The sequence below is a fragment of the Lysinibacillus sp. 2017 genome, from assembly GCF_003073375.1.
In the GTDB taxonomy this organism is placed as follows: Bacteria; Bacillota; Bacilli; order Bacillales_A; family Planococcaceae; genus Solibacillus.
In genome coordinates this window covers 1299782-1316579 of the sequence record NZ_CP029002.1, presented here as the reverse complement: position 1 = coordinate 1316579, position 16798 = coordinate 1299782, and the positions used below count along the sequence as shown (strand labels likewise).

Annotated in this window: 17 protein-coding genes; 2 read left to right on the top strand and 15 right to left on the bottom strand. The window is 35.9% G+C overall.

What is annotated here, in order from left to right; translation table 11 throughout:
• Positions 1-23: 23 nt before the first annotated feature.
• The 6 genes from DCE79_RS06025 to der all read right to left on the bottom strand — a co-directional run bounded on the left by DCE79_RS06025 (position 24) and on the right by der (position 5731).
• Positions 24-296 carry an HU family DNA-binding protein gene (locus DCE79_RS06025; RefSeq protein WP_108712207.1) on the bottom strand — a complete coding sequence of 91 codons (273 nt, stop codon included), beginning with the start codon at positions 294-296 and terminating at the stop codon, positions 24-26.
• Between the two features lie 190 nt (positions 297-486).
• Complete coding sequence (spoIVA, locus tag DCE79_RS06020) at positions 487-1968, bottom strand: stage IV sporulation protein A (RefSeq protein WP_369916798.1); 1482 nt, start codon at positions 1966-1968, stop codon at positions 487-489.
• A 140-nt stretch (positions 1969-2108) separates the two neighbouring features.
• A complete protein-coding gene (locus DCE79_RS06015) occupies positions 2109-2831 on the bottom strand; it encodes a hypothetical protein (RefSeq protein ID WP_108712206.1) in 723 nt (240 codons plus the stop codon).
• Between the two features lie 18 nt (positions 2832-2849).
• On the bottom strand, positions 2850-3149 hold the full coding sequence (locus tag DCE79_RS06010; RefSeq protein ID WP_234417345.1) for a DUF2768 domain-containing protein: 300 nt from the start codon (positions 3147-3149) through the stop codon (positions 2850-2852).
• A 137-nt stretch (positions 3150-3286) separates the two neighbouring features.
• A complete protein-coding gene (locus DCE79_RS06005) occupies positions 3287-4300 on the bottom strand; it encodes an NAD(P)H-dependent glycerol-3-phosphate dehydrogenase (RefSeq protein ID WP_108712205.1) in 1014 nt (337 codons plus the stop codon).
• Positions 4301-4420: 120 nt separating this feature from the next.
• Complete coding sequence (gene der / locus DCE79_RS06000) at positions 4421-5731, bottom strand: ribosome biogenesis GTPase Der (RefSeq protein ID WP_108712204.1); 1311 nt, start codon at positions 5729-5731, stop codon at positions 4421-4423.
• Positions 5732-6083: 352 nt separating this feature from the next.
• Between der and DCE79_RS05995 the strand changes: the two genes are divergently transcribed.
• Positions 6084-6533, top strand: a complete 450-nt coding sequence (locus tag DCE79_RS05995; protein WP_108712203.1) for a GNAT family N-acetyltransferase — start codon at positions 6084-6086, stop codon at positions 6531-6533.
• 137 nt (positions 6534-6670) lie between these two features.
• On the top strand, positions 6671-7099 hold the full coding sequence (locus tag DCE79_RS05990; RefSeq protein WP_108712202.1) for a hypothetical protein: 429 nt from the start codon (positions 6671-6673) through the stop codon (positions 7097-7099).
• Between the two features lie 1049 nt (positions 7100-8148).
• On the opposite strand, the gene rpsA is transcribed toward DCE79_RS05990, so the two are convergent.
• From rpsA to DCE79_RS05940, 9 genes are all read right to left on the bottom strand, one after another.
• Positions 8149-9291 carry a 30S ribosomal protein S1 gene (rpsA, locus tag DCE79_RS05980; RefSeq protein ID WP_108712200.1) on the bottom strand — a complete coding sequence of 381 codons (1143 nt, stop codon included), beginning with the start codon at positions 9289-9291 and terminating at the stop codon, positions 8149-8151.
• Positions 9292-9406: 115 nt separating this feature from the next.
• A complete protein-coding gene (gene cmk, locus DCE79_RS05975) occupies positions 9407-10081 on the bottom strand; it encodes a (d)CMP kinase (protein ID WP_108712199.1) in 675 nt (224 codons plus the stop codon).
• Positions 10082-10224: 143 nt separating this feature from the next.
• Positions 10225-10878, bottom strand: coding sequence for a flagellar brake protein (locus DCE79_RS05970; protein ID WP_108712198.1), 654 nt, complete (start codon positions 10876-10878; stop codon positions 10225-10227).
• Positions 10879-10969: 91 nt separating this feature from the next.
• Entirely contained in the window at positions 10970-12253 is a 1284-nt protein-coding gene (locus DCE79_RS05965; protein WP_108712197.1) for a PepSY1/2 domain-containing protein, read from the bottom strand.
• Between the two features lie 12 nt (positions 12254-12265).
• On the bottom strand, positions 12266-13039 hold the full coding sequence (gene sleB / locus DCE79_RS05960; protein WP_108712196.1) for a spore cortex-lytic enzyme: 774 nt from the start codon (positions 13037-13039) through the stop codon (positions 12266-12268).
• A 96-nt stretch (positions 13040-13135) separates the two neighbouring features.
• A complete protein-coding gene (gene prsW, locus DCE79_RS05955) occupies positions 13136-13810 on the bottom strand; it encodes a glutamic-type intramembrane protease PrsW (protein ID WP_108712195.1) in 675 nt (224 codons plus the stop codon).
• Positions 13811-13977: 167 nt separating this feature from the next.
• The gene (locus DCE79_RS05950; RefSeq protein ID WP_108712194.1) at positions 13978-14943 is read right to left on the bottom strand and encodes an asparaginase; all 966 of its coding nucleotides are present in this window, start codon (positions 14941-14943) and stop codon (positions 13978-13980) included.
• Positions 14944-14955: 12 nt separating this feature from the next.
• Positions 14956-15921, bottom strand: a complete 966-nt coding sequence (locus DCE79_RS05945) for a YpdA family putative bacillithiol disulfide reductase (RefSeq protein WP_108712193.1) — start codon at positions 15919-15921, stop codon at positions 14956-14958.
• Positions 15922-15988: 67 nt separating this feature from the next.
• On the bottom strand, positions 15989-16732 hold the full coding sequence (locus DCE79_RS05940; RefSeq protein ID WP_108712192.1) for a metallophosphoesterase: 744 nt from the start codon (positions 16730-16732) through the stop codon (positions 15989-15991).
• Positions 16733-16798: the final 66 nt, after the last annotated feature.

The window sequence follows — 16798 nt, the reverse complement described above, 5'->3', positions numbered from 1 at the left end:
CTATGTAACTCTAGACTACTGTATTATTTTACAGCGTCTTTAAGCGCTTTACCTGGTTTGAAAGCAGGTACTTTTGAAGCAGCAATTTCGATTTCTTTACCAGTTTGTGGGTTACGACCTTTACGAGCCGCACGTTCACGTACTTCGAAGTTACCAAAACCGATTAATTGTACTTTATCACCCTTTGCAAGAGCTTCTTGAATCGTTTCAAATACAGATTCAACTGCTTTTGAAGCATCTTTCTTAGAAAGACCTGCTGCTTCAGCAACTGAGTTTACTAATTCTGTTTTATTCACACCATCCACCTCCTCTCAAAGGGTCATGAATCTAAATCCTGTAAAAAGAGTAACACACTGAAAACCCCTACGCAACTGAATTCATTCATGTTTTGCTGATATTTTTGCTTTTTTTACAAAAAAATCATATTTACGTGACTAAACACCTAAAAATGTAGGGTTCTACTGCATTTGTATATGGCCAATTTTTTTAAAGTATAAATGTAATGAGACCTCTCTCGCCTTCATTAATCATCCGTTCGAGCATTAAACGCATACGATTTTTCGCACCTGTTGGCACAGCTTTCATTTTATAGCGAATACTTTCTGTTAAAACTTCATGTAATGGTGTCCCAAACACTTGTGTCCCCCATAATGCTTGTCGATCATGATCATATGCGTGTTGCAAATCTTTCAATAAATGCTGACTATGAAATTCCGAGCCGATTAATGGCGAAAATTCTGCTTCCATATCTATGCGAATAATATGATAAGAAGGGGCTGACGCTTTCATTCGCACACCATAAAAATTATTTTGCTGAATTAACTCTGGTTCGCTCGGTGAAAACTCTTGCATTGCAGGTAATGTCACCCCGTAACCATCTTCTTTGGCTTGTTGAATGGCTTCGCTGAAACGACTGTGTGCCGCTTTTGCTTCTGACGCTTCTTTAATAAAGAGTAACCAATCCTTTTTGGAATCAACTGGCTTTTCTAACCACTGCTCACAAACCTTTTTATACATTTCGCTATTTACCGTAAGACGTAAAGTTGCAATGCCCTGACCTGCATCGATATTTTCGACATGACAGCTTTCAACAAAATCAATGTCTTGTAAAATAATACTCGCATTTTCGACATCTCGAATTTTCATAACATCATTTTGGATTTGACTAACTGCAAAAGCGATTGTTTCATTGAGTTCATGATGATCACCAAGCACTTCAAGCCAATCTGGTTTTTCCACTTCAATTTGATTTACTTGGAATTCAAATAATGCCTCTTGCAATATAGCAGCGACATCTAACGGCTGTAATGTATCGATTGACGTGACAATAACAGGTGCATCATATTGTTCTGTTAGCGTTTGTCTTAATGTCATTGTTTCATGTGTATTTGGTGTGGCACTATTCAATACGACAACAAAAGGTTTGCCGATTTCAGTTAGTTGCTCAATAATTTGCTGTTCCGCTTTTTGGGCAGCAGACCGCTTTATCCCATTTACTGTTCCATCTGTTGTTACCACTATTCCAATATTCGCATGATCACGGATAACTTTATCCGTCCCTATTTTCGCTGCTTCCTCGAAAGCAATAGGTTCTGTGTGCCATGGTGTATGAACATATTTCGGTCCATTTTCATCTTCATAACCTTTTGCACCCTCGATGACATATCCGACACAATCCACTAGTCGAATACGAAATGGAATCGAATTCTCTCCAATCGCTATTGTCGTTCCTTGTGCAGGGACAAACTTTGGCTCAGATGTCATAATAACAGGTCCAGGTGAGCTCTGTGGCAACTCGTCCATTGCCCGCATCTTATCTTCTGGATTTGTAATATTCGGTAACACAATACTCTCCATGACCTTTTTGACAAAAGTAGACTTCCCAACTCGTACTGGTCCAACAACACCGATATAAATATCACCATTCGTCCGTTCAGCTAATTGCTGAAAAATTTGCTCGCTTATCACTTTTCCTCCTTTGAACTATTTATCCAAACAATCGATCTCCCATTTGAAGTTGCACAATAAGCACTATCAACAACACTTTATGTAATAATTCCTTATTATATGAAAAAATCCCACACAATTAGCTGTGCGGGATACATTCATTACTTTTCTTTATTGATCGGGTCGTACATAATAACCGGTTCATTGTTTTCATCAACTGTGTAAGGCAGTGAATACGCTGGAACAATTGGGTATGCATCGATTAAAATTTCGCGAATATCATCACCAGGTGTTGCTGTAATATCATTTTCTTTCATATAGTTGTTTAAATCGATCGAGTAATCGACATATAAATCCCCTTCCGATGTAACAACTAACGGCAATTGCGTATTTGAATATGGACTTTGAACCGTGACATCTTGTTTATAGCCAATATTTTTGTAATTGATTGTATAAACATGTTCTACGACTTTATCTTTGAATTGCGGATATTTTGTACCTGAAAATCGAATATTAATTTCACGGATACGCTCTGGTGTACGTAAATCGACAAGTTTTACAGTCGGATTTTCTTCTGGATCCCAAATCATATATTGGAAAATACCGCCTTTTTCATAAGAGTTCGCTGGTGGCGAGCCAATATATTTTGGCACAAGCTTGTCAAAATCAATTAAGTATTTAATGAAAATATCTGTGTCTTGATCTCTTGTTTTGATTGGAAGTACGCCCGTATCTTCACGGTATTCATTCACAGCGCGTTGAACACCCGCTAGCATATCTACATCTGGCCCAAAGGTTGATTGATCAAAGTTTGTCGCCGAACCACAGCCAGCTAGCACCATGACCACGAGAGATAAGAGCACAAATAGTTTAGACCATTTCATTTCTTTATTCCTCCAATACTAGTTTGGCCACGTAAGTATTACGAGTACCATTAAAAAAGTTCCTATTAAAAAAATTCCATAAGCAATTAATCGAAGAATAAAGGCTAAGACAGCGTTATGTATCCATTTTCGGATGGCAGAAATAAGTATTAAGGAAGCAAATAGTAAGCCTATCGAATAAAACGAAACCCACATAACATCTAGCGCGTGCAAACTCGCTAAAGGACCACGATTAGATGCTAATACCATATATGATGCAGGGTTCGTTGCTTGCATAAAGTGTTGCAATGGTAAGACCGCCTTTCTTTTATTTTCCACTTCTATTCCGCTAATAATTATAGCCTTTCCATTTCAAAAAAAATAGGAGGTATACTCAGATACCTCCCTAATTGTGACAATTTATTAAATTTTTCGCTCACTTTTCTACTTTTTACAATAAAGTAAGAGAATATCAATTAGCTTAATTCATCGATTTCTCTTTTTTTCATTCGAACCATCAGTTCATCAACTGCTGCTTTTGGTTCTTTTTGATCAAACAACACTTCATATAATGCAGAAGTAATCGGCATTGGCACTTTATATTTTTGAGCTAGTTGGAAAGCCGCCTTCGTTGTACGTACACCTTCAACAACCATACCCATTTCATCTAGAACTTGTTCTAGCTTCATGCCTTTTCCAAGTAGATTACCTGCTCTCCAGTTACGTGAATGTACACTTGTACATGTGACGATTAAGTCACCCATACCTGTTAGCCCTGCGAATGTAAATGGATTTCCACCCATTTTCACGCCAAGTCGTGTAATTTCAGCTAAACCACGTGTTATTAATGCAGCTTTTGCATTGTCACCGTAGTTTAAGCCGTCTGTAATCCCTGCAGCAAGTGCAATAACATTTTTTAAAGCACCACCGATTTCAACACCGATTACATCATCATTTGTGTAAATACGGAAATAGTGGTTCATAAATAAATCTTGCACTTTTTCAGCCGCCGCTAGATTTTTACTTGCAGCAGTAATCGTGGTTGGGTGATGTAATACTACTTCTTCTGCGTGAGAAGGGCCTGATAATACAACAATATCACTGACTACCTTTTCGTCTAAGCTTTCTATCATTAATTCCGAAATACGCATTAATGAGTCAGGTTCAATCCCTTTTGATACATGGACAAATAATATTTTCTCTTTTATAAATGTTGAAATATTTGTACATACTTCACGAATACCTTTTGTTGGCACCGCCATCACAAGCGTTGTCGCATGTTGCGCTGCCTGTTGTAAATCACTTGTTGCTTTTAGTGATTCTGGTAACACTGTATTTGGTAAATACTTTTTATTGGTATGCTGATTGTTAATCTCAGCAGCTTGATCTGCACGGTGTGACCAAATTAATGTATCATGCCCGTTTTCAGCTAACACAATGGCTAATGCAGTCCCCCAAGAACCTGCACCTAACACTACTACTTTTTCCATAATATAACCCCCAATTTCACTTAAAGTTTTTTTATTCGATTTCCTTACTTCAAGTCAAATTCTCCCTGATTGAACAAAAACGCTAGTTCATTTTCATAAACTAGCGCTAATTTTATTTGATTAGTCACGTGCACGTGTAATTAAACGAATTGGCGTACCTTCGAAATCAAACGTATCACGAATACGGTTTTCTAAGAAACGTTCATATGAGAAGTGCATCATTTCAGGTTCATTTACGAACACAACAAATGTTGGCGGTTTAATTGCCACCTGTGTTGCGTAGTAAATACGTAAACGACGCCCTTTATCAGTTGGCGCTGGGTTACGTGCAACTGCATCTTCAATTAATTCATTTAAGATTGAAGATTTGATACGCATCGCATGATTTTCACTTACACGTCGAATAACAGGTAGTAAGCTTAATACACGTTGTTTCGTTTTCGCTGATACGTAAACGATTGGTGCGTAATCTAAGAATAAGAAGTGTTCACGAATTTGTTCCGTATAACGGTTCATCGTTTTGTCATCTTTTTCAAGAGCATCCCATTTATTAATTACGATAATAACTGCTTTACCAGCTTCATGTGCATAGCCGGCAATTTTTTTATCTTGTTCTTGAATACCTTCTTCAGCATTCATTACAACTAAAACAACATCTGAACGTTCAATTGCTCGTAGTGCACGTAGAACAGAGTATTTCTCTGTCGATTCGTATACTTTCCCTTTTTTACGCATACCCGCTGTATCAATGATGACATAATCATGATCATCATATGAATACGGCGTATCAATCGCATCACGTGTTGTCCCTTGAATTTCACTTACGATTACGCGTTCCTCACCTAAGAAAGCATTCACAAGTGATGATTTCCCAACGTTTGGACGACCAATAAGTGAGAATTTAATCGTATCTTCACTGTATTGTTCTTCATTTGGTTCTGGGAAGTGTTTTGCACACTCGTCTAGTAAATCCCCTAACCCTAAACCGTGTGAACCTGAAATTGGCCAAGGCTCGCCGAATCCTAATGTATAGAAATCGTAAAGCATGTGACGCATATCTGGGTTATCAATTTTGTTAACTGCTAATACGACTGGTTTTTTTGTTTTATATAAAATTTTTGCTACTTGTTCATCAGCAGCTGTTACGCCTTCACGACCATTTGTCATGAAAATGATAACGTCTGCTTCGTCAATTGCGATTTCTGCTTGTTGACGAATTTGCTCTAAAAATGGCTCATCGCCTATCTCAATACCACCTGTATCGATGATATTAAATTCATGTGCTAGCCAATCAGCCGAACTATAAATACGGTCACGTGTTACACCTGGAATATCTTCCACGATTGATACACGTTCTCCAACGATGCGGTTAAAGATCGTCGATTTACCTACGTTCGGACGTCCTACGATGGCGATTACTGGTTTTGTCATCTGTACTTCATCCTTCCAAACTCTAATATTCTGTATTATACACGAATTTGTTTATTATATCATTTTTTCACAACATTCAAAATGCATTTATTGTGCGGATTCATTTTGAAATGGACAATTTTTATAACTTACACACTTCTTTTAGTAGTACAGTTAAGATTCGATCAACCAAAGCATAACTCATCTAACTTTTTTTAAAATGAATTTCTCACTATTTTAGATAAAGGGTATTCTTTGTTCTTTTTGAAGGAATATAAGTATATACATAGAAATTATTGTATAACAAATCATTTATGTGTAGTTTTTTAGGAGGGTGTATGGGAGGGTGTAACTGAAAAGACTAATCATAATTATGTTAATTCTAATTTTAATTGTTCCCGTTTGTACGATACAAATAAAAAAACAACTTTATGAAAAAAGAGTGGAAAACTATTTAGTTAAAGAACTTTCTTATGAAAAATTAAAGCACTATACACCTTATTACAATGAATATTGGGACTCTACAGAAAATTTCCTTCAAAATGGAATAGGTTTTTGTGTGATGGATAAAGAGAAAATTATTAGTGAAGCAGTTTCAATTTTTAAGTCTCAAAAATATGCTGAAGTAGATATAATAACTGACTCTAATTACAGAGGAAAAGGGTTAGCGAGTATTATAGGTGAACGATTTATCGAATATTGTATTTCGCATAATATTGAACCTCGTTGGGATTGTGATATTGATAATATTGCTTCAATTAATCTAGGTAGCAAATTAGGTTTTATTGACCCAGAGGAATATACTATTTACACAAAAATATAATTATTTATGTTCGTAATAACTGAGTAACATCTTGTATATTTTATTAATATTTATTTCAAATAACGTTCCCAAATGACACTTAGGGGGCGTTCAATCCAACAGTTAAGTGAGATAAGTATCTTAAAAGGGGGGATTTAGTGTTTAAGCGAAAATTATTGGCATTTATTTGCACAGCCATAATATCTGTACCTATTATTGGGTTGGTTTTTATGTTTATAGAAGGGAGTACATTAACGGAGTTACCTGCGTTAATTGCCTTTACTAGCATCTATGCAATTCCCGTAACCCTTTTATTTGGGATTCCTGTATCAATTCTCTCGGATAAAATGAACAATCGGTTTGACAGTAATAAAAGAGTATTCTTTTCATTAGTTGTTCATTTATTTTTTAGCACCAGTTTTATAGTCTTGTTGATATTAATTCTTGATTCAAGGTTTATTTTGACGAATTTCAATTCCTTTGACTTATATTTCTTAGTTGCAGCCACACTTATCTCATTCATTGGCTGGGGTATGGATGAGATTTTAAGAACATATTTCAGGAAAACTCAAAAGACTTTTTATTAAATAGATTTATATAATGAGAATCAAAACTTATTCATTTCCATACAAATAAATGTTCCTAAATCGAAGTTTTGTCACGTCACAAAAACCCACAAACGCTGTAAATTCAACGTTTGTGGGTTTTTTAACAGAAAATTCTTTATACACGATTTTATAAACATTTGATAAATTTCAAGCGTAGCAATGGTTTGAACTGATTTTGGGGAATATTGCAACACTAGTATTGTTGTATGAAATCGTGCATATTATCCAAGCTAATATAATCGTGTGTTTCTCTAATACAAACTTTATTTAGTGAGTAAAATCTCAAAAACATTGCTATACCAAAAAAAATAGCCCATTAAATTTTAAAAGTTAATTGGCGGCAATATAAATGGCAAACAAAAACGCTCAATAGTTTAATCTGAGCGTTGGTATTACTTACTGTTCTTCTTCAGTAGAGGTAGCAAATAGAATAACTAAATATATATAAATTGGATATAGAAGAATAACACCATATATCAGAAGATTAAAAATCGGAAACCATGTTTCACCAGAATTAAGAGGATACAAATAGGTGAAGCTACAGTAAAAAAGGATGAAATAAGGAAACCAAATAATGACTGACCAATAACTTGTTTTTCTACTTATCTTCCATTTTTTCATTATATAAAGAATTAAGACTGTTGAAAGTAGCAATCCAATTAAACTAATCACAAAAATCGCAATTATAACTACATCAAAATGCCATCCAGTTACGCTACTAATGCGATATACATTTATCACGAGTCCAATTGAAATAAACAATGCCAAAGCATATAACACACTAACAGAATTTAATTTTATAAAAACCTTCACATACTCACCCCTTTTAACCGACATATAACAAAACGAAGAATACCGAAGAATGTTACAACCTTATTTCAAGTAACCGGCCTCGTTAGTTTAATAAAAGTATTCCAATAACATATTTAGATTTCAACATACCATTTTCCTACTTCTACAAAAACAGTACACTACAAAAAACCGCTTTATAAGCAAAATTGCTTACAAAACGGTTATGAACAATATAATTATTTTTTAAAGCCCTTTAATTGATCACCTATAACATCACTGAACGAGAACCCTGAGTTTTCTTCTGGTAGTTCATAATCGAAATCTTCATCATCAACAGGTGCTTCTAGAAGTGCTTTAATGCTTAAAGCTAAGCGTTTATCGTCTCCGCTCACTTCTAACACTTTCACTTCAACTTCTTGACCTTCTTTAAGTGCTTCTTGTGGTGTATTCACATGCTTATGTGAAATTTGTGAAATGTGTACAAGACCTTCAACACCTGGGAACACTTCGACAAATGCACCGAATGTCACAAGACGTTTTACAACACCTGTTAATACAGCGCCTTTAGAAGCCTTTTCCTCAATATTCGTCCAAGGTCCTTCTAATGTATCTTTAATTGATAACGATATACGCTCATTTTCAGGATCGACAGAAAGTACTTTAACTGTCACTGATTGTCCTTCTTGTAGCACCGTTGATACATCATCCACATGTTCATGTGCTACTTGTGAAATGTGAACTAACCCGTCTACACCACCTAAGTCGATGAATGCACCGAATTTTGCTAAACGTTGTACCGTACCTTCTATAATGTCGCCTTCTCTAATCGATTCGATAGCTTGCTGCTTTTTAGAAGCTTTTTCTTCTTCTAATACAGCTCGGTGAGACAAGATGAGACGACCTTTTTCTTTATCTAATTCTGTAATTTTAAAGCTTAAAATTTTACCATTATAATCATCAAAATTTTCTACAAAATAATCTTCAACAAGTGAAGCTGGAACGAAACCGCGCACTCCTAAATCTACTACAAGTCCGCCTTTCACAACATCTTTTACTTCAGCTTCGAATACTTCACCAGATTCAAATTTCGCCTCTAGCTTATCCCATGCATGCAGTGCATCCACTTTGCGTTTTGATAAGACAAAATTTTCTTCTTCAACTTTTGTAATCATTAGCTCTAATTGATCGCCTACAGAGACAAAATCAGATGCTTTTTCAATGTGTAAGCTTGAAAGTTCGCTAATTGGTATAATTCCGTCAAATGGTGCTCCCTCGATCGAAACTGTCACTGCCTTATCTTCCACCTGAGCAGCAACACCTTTCACAATATCTCCTTCTTGAAATTGATGGTTTGACCCTAAATTCATTTCTTCAGACATATGTAACCCTCCTTCGCATATTCCACTTATTATTTTATTCGAAAAGTTCGATAAAAACAAAATATATCCTTTTATTTTCAGAAATTTTCGTAAAAATCATTGTAAATAGTTCGGATTAAGCCATTTTACTTTTTGCTAATTTTAGAATTTCTTCTGCCGCTTCATCAATTGATAAATTCGTCGTATCTAAAAATAACGCATCTTGTGCTTGAATTAACGGGGATGCTTCACGTTCGCTGTCTAATTTATCGCGACGTGCAATATCTAGCTGTAATGATTCGATAGTAGAAGAAATACCTCGGCGCTCATTGTCTAAGAAGCGACGTTGTGCACGTTCTTCAACCGTTGCCGACATAAAAATTTTAAGTTCTGCATCTTTTAATACATGTGTGGCGATATCTCGTCCATCCATAACAACACCACCATTTGACGCCAATTGTTGTTGCATAGCAACTAAAATTTCACGGATATTAGCATGTGCTGCTACTTGCGAAACATTTGCTGTCACTTCGTTTGAACGAATGGCTTGTGACACATCTTCTCCATCAACAAATACTAATTGACCCTGCTCTGAAGGCTTCAACGTAATCGTCGTTTTATTTAACATCGCTTCGATAGCTGCTGCGTCATGTAATTGTATGTTTTCGTTCATAGCTTTATACGTTACGGCACGATACATTGCACCTGTATCAATGTAAGTAAACGCGAGTGCCTCTGCTACAATTTTGGCAATTGTACTTTTCCCCGCACCTGCTGGACCATCAATTGCAATTTGAATTTTTTTCATCATAACTAATCCCTACTTTCCGTTGTTATTGTATCATAATCTAAAATACATAATCTTTTATAAAGTCCTTTTTCCAATGAAAAATCCTCTACCCAAAATGAAAAAGAGAGCTCTAAAAAGTTTATACTTTTTAGAACCCTTTTTACTTATATTTCATTTGTTTCCTTTTTGCGAATCATTAGTTGACGTTCAAAACAAAAACGAACGATATGTTGCTGATCTAGTTCATCTGTATCCGTAAATTGAATCGATGCAATGGTAACTTCGTCTTTCTCGAAAATACGAATAATCGTAGCATCGGTTTCAACATAGCGAATATCTCCACTTACAAATGGTAATACAACCATCATTTTTACTACGTCACCCTCATTGAAACCAACAGGTGATTTTATATGAATGGCCGTACCACCCGCACTAATATCCTCTGCAACAAATTGATAACGGCGTCCGTCAAATTCAATTGCTACATCAACAGGTGTCTCTACACGTACATATTCTCTTCGTTGAATTTTAATAAATCCTTCGGGAGGTGGGCAAGATATTAGGATCATTTGAATATTGCCCGCTCTTCTCCCTAACACTTCGGTATTAAAGCTATAGCTCAACTTTGATTCTGTATTATAAGTTACTCGAAATTGTGCACCATCTACTAAAAATGCTGTTTTCTTTGTTGCAACATTTATCGGATAGTCGATAAATAACACATTTGCTTTACGATCTACTACTCTACAACGAAACTTCTCGATGCGATCCGTATATGTTGGTTCTAATGTTAAAAGTGTACCAATTTTAAGTTCCATTTGTCTCTCCTCGTGCGATAAAGATTAATGAAACTATTATCTCACGAGATCAAAGAATTAGCTATATGTTCCTAACTGAATTTCAAAAATATTACTGAAGCTTCTCGACTTTCACGACTTCATGGGTTTCTGTATCGATGACAACGCGAAAAGTATCGTCATATTGATTTTCCATTCGTAAGAGCACTTCATAGCATTTACGTAATTGCAATTGATTGTTAGCAGTGTAAATCTTTTTTACTTCTTCAACATTGGCATCATTTGCGAAAAACGCATCCCAGTCGATAGGGATTTCTGATTGTTTAGCAATGGTTTCTTCTTGTATATATTCCATCGCATTTAATCCAAGTATTTCTGCGTTGTCTTTTGCTACTTTTATTTGAATGCTATCGGGATAAACAAGTGCTTGGTCTGCACCATGAACACGCGAAAATACAAAATGCCAAGCTTCATGATTTTCGCGGGATTCGGTCAATTTTACATCCGTATACCCAACTTTCATCATGAACTCCTGTGCAGCAACTGTAATGTCCTCATGTGATACCGCATTTTTTAACACAGGACGCTCTAATAAAAAGGACAATAAATGTCCACCCTTTTCCGTAATATCTGCATATCCAATTCGAGAGCCTCTTATAAATTGAATGTGATAAAACGGATATGGTGCATCATCACTGCTTTTTGTCACGGTCACCATCGAATCATTTATTTCCGGAAAATAATTTTTCAGTTTATCAATTGCTTGTTTTTTTGTTATTTTTTCAGCAGTAATATGTTGCAATTCTCGTTTTTTTTCATAATCGGATTCACTCGCGGTTAATGGAAAATCAGTTTCATTATATGTTTTAAGTTGCTTAGATGCTTGAGCAAATGGCGATTCACTTAAACCAAGTTCTTTATTGCTCGTCCATTTTTTTAGATTACCATCATTTTCGTAAAAGGAGATTGTTGCGACTTTCCACTCCTCAGAAAACGCTTGTAAATTCGTTGATACGGTCGTCATTTTAGTTTTCCATGTGTCTAAATCACCGCTATTTGAAGCTTGTTTCGCATTATCGCCAATCTTACCTAAATAACGCATCCATTCATTTTGTACTTCTTCTTGTAGTGGTAAGTTTGCTACCGATTTTCTCAAATCGCTACTCATGCGCCATATGGAATCGAGTTCCGTCTTTAATGCCCGGTCATCTTGAAATAATAGTGACTGATTAATCGTTTGATGAAGCAGTGACAATTTTTCTGTTGCAGCCGATAAATCTCTAGACTGAGTTGCATAAACAGCGCGCTCTAATTGCTTATTTTCCTTGTAAAAATCAAGTGATACAAACGCTAAAATGACGACAAATAGTCCTAATAAATATGAAAGATTTTTCATGTTGGCACCCTCTTAATAACAAAAAATATGTTCGCCGATTTGTTTGATTTGGGGTCTTGACCAAATCCACTTACTCGTAGCCGTCACTGGGTTAAAATAATAAAGTGCATTCTCAGAAGGATCCCAACCGTTAATGGCATCAAGTACTGCCTGTTTCGCACGTACATTGGGTGTCAACCAAATTTGTCCATCCGCAACCGCTGTAAAGGCGCCTGGTTGAAAAATAATCTCGGATACACTATCTGGAAACTCAGGTGATTCTAATCGATTTAAAATAACCGCGGCAACCGCCACTTGTCCTTCATAAGGCTCACCGCGCGATTCACCGTACACCGCATTCGCTAGTATTTGCAAATCTTGTTCACTATAATTCGCAGGTAATTGCATCGATGTTGATGAATTCGTTCCTCCACCATTTTGCACTTGCTGATCTAGTGGAACCCCACCGTAATAAGTAAAGCGATTTCCCGCATTAATATGCTTATGAACAAACTCTTTATCAAAATCCGTATTATTTACTAGCCTATCTTTTGTTGTCTTTCCGGCAATTCCATCTACCGGTAAGCCATACTGCTCTTGAAAGTTGCGTAATGCCCAATAAGTACCGTAGCCGAATTTACCGTCAATTTTGCCATGATAGTAACTCAAATATTGTAAGCGTGCTTGTAGTTCAATCACGTCGTCACCAAACGCACCACGTTGTATTTGTTGATTTGAAAAAGCAGCCGCATTTAATGACGTACTAAAGGAAATAATCAATAAAAGTAGCACAATTTTTTTCAACATACTTCCACTCCTTTTATGAGTAGCATGTTAAAAAAAACGGATTTCATACATTAGAAAAAGCTATTTAAAGAAAATAGATTCTTTAAATAGCTTAAATTACTGCCCATTATGGCGTGATAAATGTTCAATTAAATGTTCATGTGCTTGTTTTACTTTTCTTAATGCAAACCACCATAAAAACAGCATAAACGGCAGCATCGCATATATAAAATATTCTTCTAACATTAAAATCGAATTATACATAATGTGTAACCCAATTGGCGCAAATAGTGCAAGAGCAATGTATTTTTTTTGTATATCATCGCTCATAAACTTGCCCTTGCCAAAATAATAGCCCATTACAACGCCAAATAAGGCATGACTTGAAACGGGTAAAATTGCACGGATAAGAGCCTGATCAATACCAAATGACAACAAATAAATAACATTTTCAACTGTCGCAAAGCCGAGCGAGACTGCAGCACCATAAAGAACCCCGTCATACGGATCATCAAATTCCACATGTCGCAAAATAACAGCTAATATAATAAGCCATTTTACGAATTCCTCTATTGAACTTGTAAATACAACATTCACAAAAAAGGGATTCGAGAAAGTATGTTCTTCTTTTAAAATAAATTGAATAAATAGGACCGGGAATGTAATAATGGCTCCATAAATGAAGGCATGAAGTAATGTTCGCCTTGGTTCCGTATCCATTTGATTGCGTAAATAAAAATAACTTAAAAGGGCTAAACCCGGCGCGATGGCTGCTGATAAAAGTATGAACATGGGCCGGCTCCTCTCATTTACATATTTCTGTTAAAAGTATATCACTAAATAGATTTCAACTGTGCAGTGAAGTAAAGTTTACAAAAAAGTAACGTATTCTAGCAATTTTTGCCTACAAAAAAGGAGGTGTCCAGAAAGCTATTTCGGGACACCTCCTTCATTATTAATTAGTGCATAAATGAATCATAGTTTGTATCTTCATTTGCTAGCATTAGCAATAATTTTAAGCGTGCTTTTTTCGGATCATAGTCGCCACCCATAATTACGCCTTTATCCTTCAAATTGTTCGCACTACTGTAATAATCATATGTTGGGAATACGCGTCCTTCTTCGGTAGACGTCGTTAAAATTACCTTTATCCCCTTTTGACATAGCTTTTCAATCGTATTGGTCATATCTGGTGTCACTTGACCGCGACCTGCGCCAACAAGTACAATCCCGTCAACATCCGCTTCATACAATGCATCAATAATAATCGAACTTGCACCCAAATAAGCCATGACGATTTCTACTGTAGGATAGTTTTCTTTTATAGCATAGATTTCCTTATGCGTTGGTTTTTGATAAATGATAACTTCATCATTATCGATATAGCCAAGCATCCCATAACCAATAGCACCAAAACCGTTAATACTTGAAGAATGTACTTTTTTTACATATTTTGAATGAATAATTTTTTCATTAAATACGACACAGGTTCCAATATTTTTTGCTTCATCACTTGAAGCGACTAATAAAGAGTTACGTAAGTTCGAATAAACATCTGTCCCAATATCTCCCGATGATTTTTGAGAACCCGTTACAATGATTGGACGTGGGTCATTCACCGTTAATTCAAGGAAATAAGCAGTTTCCTCCAAACTATCCGTGCCATGCGTAATAACGATACCATTTACGGACTCATCTTTAAAAATTTGATGAATCACAGTATTTAGTTGATTTAAGTTTTCAAACGTCATATGCATTGATGGAATTTGATATAAATCAACTAATTCAATATCAAGTTCATTTTCAAGCTGACACATGGATAAAATGGCATTGCCATCAAGCTTACCTGATTCTAATTTATTTTTATCATTACGCGTACTCGCAATCGTTCCACCTGTTGTAATTAAAGCTACTTTTTTCTTCAAGACATTCACCTCTTATTTGTTGTGCTTAACGATTTTTTCAGCGATTAATCCGCCATGGAATCGTCCATTTTCAATAAAAATTTCATTTGCATTATTTCCAGCTGCTAATACACCCGCAATAAATAGGTTCTCTACATTTGTTTCCATTGTTTCAGGATCAAAATAAGGTCTACCTGTTTCCTCATCTAATTCAACGCCCATCGCACGGATGAAGCTATGATCTGGATGGTAGCCTGTCATCGCAAAGACGATATCATTAGCAATTGTTTGTTCTTCGCCTTCAATATCTAATACAACTTCTTGCTCAGTAATTTCTTTGATATTTGTATTAAAATGCATCGCAATTTCACCATCACGAACTAACCCTAAAAACTCAGGTAATACCCACGGTTTAATGCTTGATGAATATTCTGCCCCACGGTAAACAACCGTAACATGCGCACCTGCTTTATTTAACTCTAATGCTGCATCAATGGCTGAGTTTTTACCACCAATCACAAGAACATTTAAATCAAAAAATGGATGTCCTTCTTTAAAATAATGATGCACTTTCGGTAAATTTTCACCTGGAATATTTAAATAATTTGGGTGATCATAATAGCCCGTTGCAATGACTACATACGGCGTTTTATATGTTTCTTTATCCGTTTGAACTGTAAAAGTATCTTCGTTTTTCTTAACACTTTGTACCGTTTCAAATCGATTCACCTGAATTTTTTTTGCTTTTACAACTTCTCGGTAATAGACAAGTGCCTGATTGCGTTTCGGTTTGCGTTCTTCGATAATGAACGGCACATCACCAATCGCTAATTTTTCACTTGTACTAAAGAAAGTTTGATGAGTTGGGTAGTTATAAATCGCATTTACGACATTTCCTTTTTCAATAACAATCGGTGTTAAACCAATGTTTTGTAGTTCAATCGCAGCAGATAATCCACATGGACCTCCACCAACTATGATTGCTTCTACATTTTGCATACGAACATCTCCTTAAATTTTTACACTGCATTCATTATACTGCTATTTTTTATTCATCGCTTTCTTTTCACTCAAAAATTATTTCAATAACATGGCACTCTGGTTTTGCACAAAAACGAAGTGGTAACAGTGTCGTACCATACCCATTGCTCACGAGTTCATAACGGTCTTTAGTTTTTTTGAAATAACCATGTGGCTGAATTCCATAAGGGCCAAGACGAATTTGCCCACCATGTAAATGACCACCCAAACTAAGGAATGGTTGAAATTGACGATATACTTTCGAAAATTTTTGTGGATTATGTGCGATAAAAACCGTGGTTTCTTCCGTACAATTTGCCACAGCTTCCTGGATTTTTTGTTCATTTGGACTATAACTAACTGCACTTACCCGTACATGATTTACACTCGGTAAACTAATCGATTCATTTTCTATTATTTGTACGTGATTTTGTACGAATAGTTGACGAAGCTTCTTTTCTCCAAACTCGATATCATTGTTCCCCCATACAAAGTAAACGGGGGCTAGTCGTTGAAGTAGATGGATATTTTGCAATAATTTTTGTTCGGTTGTACGTTTATCGACAAAGTCGCCGCCAACAAGGACGGCATCAAAATGGCCATCTAGCTTTTTTATCATTCGCTCGTTGATTTTTCGTGCATGTGTATCTGAAATAAAAAATAAACGAATTGTTTCTTTTTTACCGTTTGCCTTTAGTCGATGTTTTCGAACATTGTTTTCATAGGCTTGTTTAACCATAGCCAATAATAAAAGGACACAAGCGACAACGACGATAAAAAGAATCGTCATACTTTTTTCCTCCACTTCAAAAGAAAAAGACGAGCACCACTACACGGTTCGTCTTTTTCATATTCA

What these genes read in the sequence shown, in the direction of transcription:
- DCE79_RS06015 (WP_108712206.1), bottom strand. Translation starts at nt 2,831, where the DNA reads ATGAAATGGTCTAAACTATTTGTGCTCTTATCTCTCGTGGTCATGGTG.
- DCE79_RS06005 (WP_108712205.1), bottom strand. Translation starts at nt 4,300, where the DNA reads ATGGAAAAAGTAGTAGTGTTAGGTGCAGGTTCTTGGGGGACTGCATTA.
- der (WP_108712204.1), bottom strand. Translation starts at nt 5,731, where the DNA reads ATGACAAAACCAGTAATCGCCATCGTAGGACGTCCGAACGTAGGTAAA.
- DCE79_RS05995 (WP_108712203.1), top strand. Translation starts at nt 6,084, where the DNA reads ATGTTAATTCTAATTTTAATTGTTCCCGTTTGTACGATACAAATAAAA.
- rpsA (WP_108712200.1), bottom strand. Translation starts at nt 9,291, where the DNA reads ATGTCTGAAGAAATGAATTTAGGGTCAAACCATCAATTTCAAGAAGGA.
- cmk (WP_108712199.1), bottom strand. Translation starts at nt 10,081, where the DNA reads ATGATGAAAAAAATTCAAATTGCAATTGATGGTCCAGCAGGTGCGGGG.
- DCE79_RS05970 (WP_108712198.1), bottom strand. Translation starts at nt 10,878, where the DNA reads ATGGAACTTAAAATTGGTACACTTTTAACATTAGAACCAACATATACG.
- DCE79_RS05965 (WP_108712197.1), bottom strand. Translation starts at nt 12,253, where the DNA reads ATGAAAAATCTTTCATATTTATTAGGACTATTTGTCGTCATTTTAGCG.
- sleB (WP_108712196.1), bottom strand. Translation starts at nt 13,039, where the DNA reads ATGTTGAAAAAAATTGTGCTACTTTTATTGATTATTTCCTTTAGTACG.
- prsW (WP_108712195.1), bottom strand. Translation starts at nt 13,810, where the DNA reads ATGTTCATACTTTTATCAGCAGCCATCGCGCCGGGTTTAGCCCTTTTA.
- DCE79_RS05945 (WP_108712193.1), bottom strand. Translation starts at nt 15,921, where the DNA reads ATGCAAAATGTAGAAGCAATCATAGTTGGTGGAGGTCCATGTGGATTA.
- DCE79_RS05940 (WP_108712192.1), bottom strand. Translation starts at nt 16,732, where the DNA reads ATGACGATTCTTTTTATCGTCGTTGTCGCTTGTGTCCTTTTATTATTG.